This is a genomic window from Fructobacillus fructosus KCTC 3544 (genome assembly GCF_001438695.1).
Classification (GTDB): domain Bacteria; phylum Bacillota; class Bacilli; order Lactobacillales; family Lactobacillaceae; genus Fructobacillus; species Fructobacillus fructosus.
Genome location: NZ_JQBH01000019.1, coordinates 4,833 through 9,445 on the forward strand (window position 1 = coordinate 4,833; position 4,613 = coordinate 9,445).

The 4,613-nt window shown below is 42.6% G+C and carries 4 protein-coding genes; all 4 read right to left on the minus strand.

What is annotated here, in order from left to right; translation table 11 throughout:
* Positions 1–321: 321 nt before the first annotated feature.
* The gene (locus tag IV71_RS07260; RefSeq protein ID WP_050790549.1) at positions 322–1,158 is read right to left on the minus strand and encodes a minor capsid protein; all 837 of its coding nucleotides are present in this window, start codon (positions 1,156–1,158) and stop codon (positions 322–324) included.
* Positions 1,148–2,698, minus strand: coding sequence for a phage portal protein (locus IV71_RS07265; protein WP_056995064.1), 1,551 nt, complete (start codon positions 2,696–2,698; stop codon positions 1,148–1,150). Before IV71_RS07265 ends, IV71_RS07260 begins: the two co-directional genes overlap by 11 nt.
* Before the next feature lie 9 nt (positions 2,699–2,707).
* Positions 2,708–3,991 carry a PBSX family phage terminase large subunit gene (locus IV71_RS07270; protein ID WP_010692156.1) on the minus strand — a complete coding sequence of 428 codons (1,284 nt, stop codon included), beginning with the start codon at positions 3,989–3,991 and terminating at the stop codon, positions 2,708–2,710.
* A partial coding sequence (locus tag IV71_RS07275) for a terminase small subunit (protein ID WP_056995065.1) occupies positions 3,978–4,613 on the minus strand: 636 nt, incomplete at its 5' end. The genes IV71_RS07270 and IV71_RS07275, both read right to left, overlap by 14 nt.

A 4,613-nucleotide genomic window follows, 5' to 3' on the forward strand; every position in this document is an offset into this window, starting at 1 on the left:
CTCCTTCATGGTTTCTTCCCACTTAGCACGAGCTTTCGCCACTCGACGTTCTGCCTCTTGTTCAGCTAACTTGTTAGCCTCTTCTTGCGACAGAGTTTGTGTTTCTTGTTGACTTTCGTCCTCTTGTACTTCGGTTTCTTGGTCAACTTGCGTATCAACTTCTTGCGACATGCCGTCCTCCTAAAATAAATGCACAGTAGCTTGCACAGTTTCCACCATACGGCACAACCTCCACTCGCTACTCCGTTGTGATGGTGCTTTTAACGACTTCCCAGGTCGATTTATGTACTAAAAAAGCACTCACAATTAAGTGAATGCTTATTAATCTTCGTATACTGTTGTGTCCGATTCGTCGACCGCTACTATCGAGCAACGACAGTTAGGGTGCTTTGGAATCACATAACGGCCAGAGCCAAAGCTGCTTGCTTTGAATTGCTTGCCATCTAGTTCCATACACAACTGACACGATCCAGCGCCTGCCACCCATTCGAGTTTCTTGTAGCCAGCAGACTTAATCGACTTTACTTGCTGTTCAGCGGATACTCTAGCACCCTCTGTACGCAAAATACGTTCTGCCTCATACCTTGACACACCGTAGCGGTCCTTAATCTGCTTGGTATAGGTCGTCGGGTTCTGGCTGTCTAATAAGGATTCACGCAAGATATTAGACATGTCAGTACGTAGCCGTGTTTGATTACTCCAAATACGGTCAGACCATTTAACACCTTTGATACCTTGGTCAATGACTTTCTGAGCAATCTCTTGTACAGCCGTGCCATATACTTTTCGTCCAAAGTCGGCCGTTACTTTGGCCTCTTCCTTTAGAGACTTACCCACATAACTAATTGCCTTTAAGGTAACAACCGAAGTAAATACCATCAGTGCATACTCTAATAACTGGTCAACGTTGTTAACCTGTACCGTCTTAATACCATTTTGGATAGCGTAATGGTCTATCTCACTGACCAATTCACTATCTGGATATTGCGAGTAGTCTGCCTGGTCGAAATCATCATACTCATCATTAAAGCTCCCCCACCACGCCAAGAAAGCCTGCTGATTGTTGGCAATCATCTTGTTAAGCTCTTTAACAGATTGATTATCTGCTCTTGCTCGTTGGTTGGAAAAACGTAGTCCTAAATCATGATTACTCATCATCTTCATCACCTAGCTGTGAGGTTTTATCCTGCAAGCGCTTCATTTCCTCCTGCATGGCATTCACTGGCTCATTTTCACGTTCTCGCATGGTTTCAAGTTCATCAGTATCAATACCTGGTGCATAACGGTCTAGGTACTCCTTAGGGAAACTAGCCCCGGATTGTTGCAATACTTGAATAGTAGCCACATCATCAGTTGGCAAATTATCAGTGAACATAAAATTAATGTTTTGATAGTCCAACTTCCATGGTCCAGAGGCTGCCTTTTCTAAGTTTTCCACAATGCCATAAATTGTTGTTAATCCCTTAGCAAAGGATCGGCGCTTTGTTTTGGCTAATTGAATAACACCTAGCTGTTTGTACTGCATGGCAACACCGGAAGCATTACTTGCGAAGTTTTCGTCCGAAACATCAGGCGTGCGGGAGAATGAATGAATGTTCTTATACAGTCGGTTCTTGTAAGCTTCAACGCCAGCCGTATCATATTGTTTGTGGATATAATCAGCGGATACCGTTGTTTGTTGACCGGTTCCACTAATACCAGACTTCAAAAAGAGCGTGCGTGACTTACGAATACTATCAACAAGCCCTTGTTTTTCCTTGGCTAGCTTTTCCAGATACTCTTTGTCATCTGGATCAGCAGCTAAGTCAGCACCATCTAGCAAATCATCAATGTCACCTTTAATAACAAGCATGGCATCGTTGCTATCCTGCATGTAGTTAGCCGTGTCAGACTGTGCGCTATCATATGCATCAATTAAACTAATCACGCCGTCGAAATCACCCATTCGCAGGGTATTATTCCAAAATTCAACTACAGGAAGTGTGGATAATTTGGTTGTTTCAGCCACCTTGTACCCGTCAACGGGTGTCCCATCAGCAATTGCTACAGGTTCACTAATCGTGTATTCACTATCTGTCCACGTCTCAATCACATAGGGTTGATAATTTAAATCATCGTCAATTTGTGACTGTTCCGTGTAGCGAACGGCCATAATCGGCACTGGGTCAACATCATTTGAGTAAATCACAAACGTGTTAGCAGGACTAAGCCGAGTAATCTTCTCAACATCCCCCTCACGGTAGACATTAGCAAAAGCTCTTCCGTACTTAGACATGTCAGAAAACAAATCATAAAAGAGTGAATCCACACCATTTTCATGATTAATCTTGTCTAACTGTTGGTGCTCATCCTCTTGGCCATTGTGGTCTTGATCAACGCTAATGTTAATCGGGTTCCCAACCGAAAAGGCGGTGTGAAAGTCGACAATCTCTTGAGCGAATGGATGACCTAATCGTACATCAGCCCCATACTCATCAATACGGCGACTAGCTTCACTATTAATTTTGGTATTAATACCCTTGTAGTAACTATCAAGATTAATTAGACGTGGGCGTTGTTTATTGTAATGGTGCATGAGGAACTGACCCACACGTTTTGGCGTTAAGTTGTTAAGGTTTTCTTGATACTGCATTAAAGCATGGTGCAAGTATCGTTCCGCCTTCGTTTGATAACTGTTATCGGCTTCTAGTGTTGCCATATACTACTCCTATCGCAATCCCAAATCATTGACTGCTTTGACACGTTCTCGATAATTCATGTACTTTCCTTGGCTATTAGTGAAGATGATTGGTTCAAGTGCATATCCTAGTGCTTGAATAGCATGATCATTGCCGTCTTCTGGTTTGTTTAAGAACTTGCCAAACTTATCTTTTTGATAAGCAAAGGTACTCATTTCATCAACCAGGTAACTAGCGCTTGGATGAATGTGATACTTAAAGTTCTTCATAAACTCCATACGCTGAACATTAGAGTCCTTACCTTTTCCAACAGGAATAATCGTTTTAAGACCCTGTGCGTGAAGTTCTCCAATCGTTCTTGGTTCTGCACTATCGGCATATACCTTACCTCTTAATGCGCCACTACGAGCTAATTTTCGAGCCATTGGTGCACTCAACATCCCCGTTTCGTAGAAGCCATCATATACGTATATATCATGGTCTTTTACAACCGCTTTAATGAATGCCGTCGGGTCATGAGTGAAACCAAAATCGAGACCCATGATGTGACGACCTTGAACCTTGCTTATATCAAAGTTTTCAAGCTCGAACATTCCTTCAAATACAAGCCCCTCTGCAATCCCCCACTCGCCATCTACAGCTACTCTGGCACGATTAGGGTTGCGCTTTTTTAGCTCCATCATATTGTCAATAAACTGCTGGTCTAAGTGGCTGTTGTTCTTGTATGTTGTCGTAAAACTCAACACACCATTACGCTTGGTTTCATCGTCAAAAAACTCTTCTTTTAACCAATGGCGTTCAGACCAAGGGTTGAATGTTAGAATGTGCTGATAATAGCCACCATCAGGCAATTGACCACGCAATGATTCAACAACCGTCTGAAAGTCCTCACGGCTCTTTAACTCGTAAGCCTCTTCCCACCAGGCACGACACAAATAGCCACTCTCGGCACTAATAGACGTGATTTTCAACGGGTCATCCATGCCCCGAAAGTAAATTTTCTGTCCCGTTGCTTTCATAGTAATTTCAAGCGGACTAACCGTAAATTTAAAAAGGTCACTCAACCCTAATAGATTGATGACCTTCTTAATCGTGTTATATGTTGATTCCTTGTTTGTGTTCTGATACTGACGAATAACCAGCCAATTAACATATGGCAGTCGCAACATCTCATAAATAACGTTGTATGCCTGCGCCCACGACTTACCAGAGCCACGAGCGCCCTTAATGGCGACAAATGGATCATGACTCGCAAACAATGGATAGTAAGATTTGTCGACAGAGTGATGAAAGTTAATGTTAATTGTTGCCATTTCCCTTCTCCTCGAACGAATCCATATTTATAATCATCTCGCCATTATTAGTGCCGTTGTCGAAGACACCTTTGCCATTTAGATACTCCAACAATTCCTTGCGAGCCTTGTTTCGGTCATGCAACTCAACGATTGGGCCATCTTTACCAACGGTAATCTTCTTAATAGCCTTGGTATCAACCTTTGACTTATCTTTTAAGGCAACCCAAGACTTGTGCCCTGTCAGCTCTTTTCCGGTCGCTTCATCTTTGTATTGAAACTCATCAGAACCCCAATCGGCATACGTTCCAATATCCGCTTTTGCCTCTTTGGCCATATCGTCAACCAACGAAAAAACGTCTATTTCAAGCTCTTTTAATCGAGCCTGACGTAGACGTTTTATTTCTGTTTTAATTGCAACATTTTGCAACATCCTTTGACCAGCAGTTCCAGCTGTTTCATAGGTTACATCATAAGCATTGATGTATGCCTGAGTTGCATTCGAAAGCCTCACATACTCGATAACAAAGGATTTTTGCTTGTCAGTAAGGTCACTATCTTCTAGCTCTTGAATGGCAGGATGCAGCTCTTTTTTGTGTGCACACTTTTTTGTTTTTGTGTGCACACTTTTTTCAACGGGTGC

What these genes read in the sequence shown, in the direction of transcription:
- IV71_RS07265 (WP_056995064.1), bottom strand. Translation starts at nt 2,698, where the DNA reads ATGGCAACACTAGAAGCCGATAACAGTTATCAAACGAAGGCGGAACGA.
- IV71_RS07270 (WP_010692156.1), bottom strand. Translation starts at nt 3,991, where the DNA reads ATGGCAACAATTAACATTAACTTTCATCACTCTGTCGACAAATCTTAC.
- IV71_RS07260 (WP_050790549.1), bottom strand. Translation starts at nt 1,158, where the DNA reads ATGATGAGTAATCATGATTTAGGACTACGTTTTTCCAACCAACGAGCA.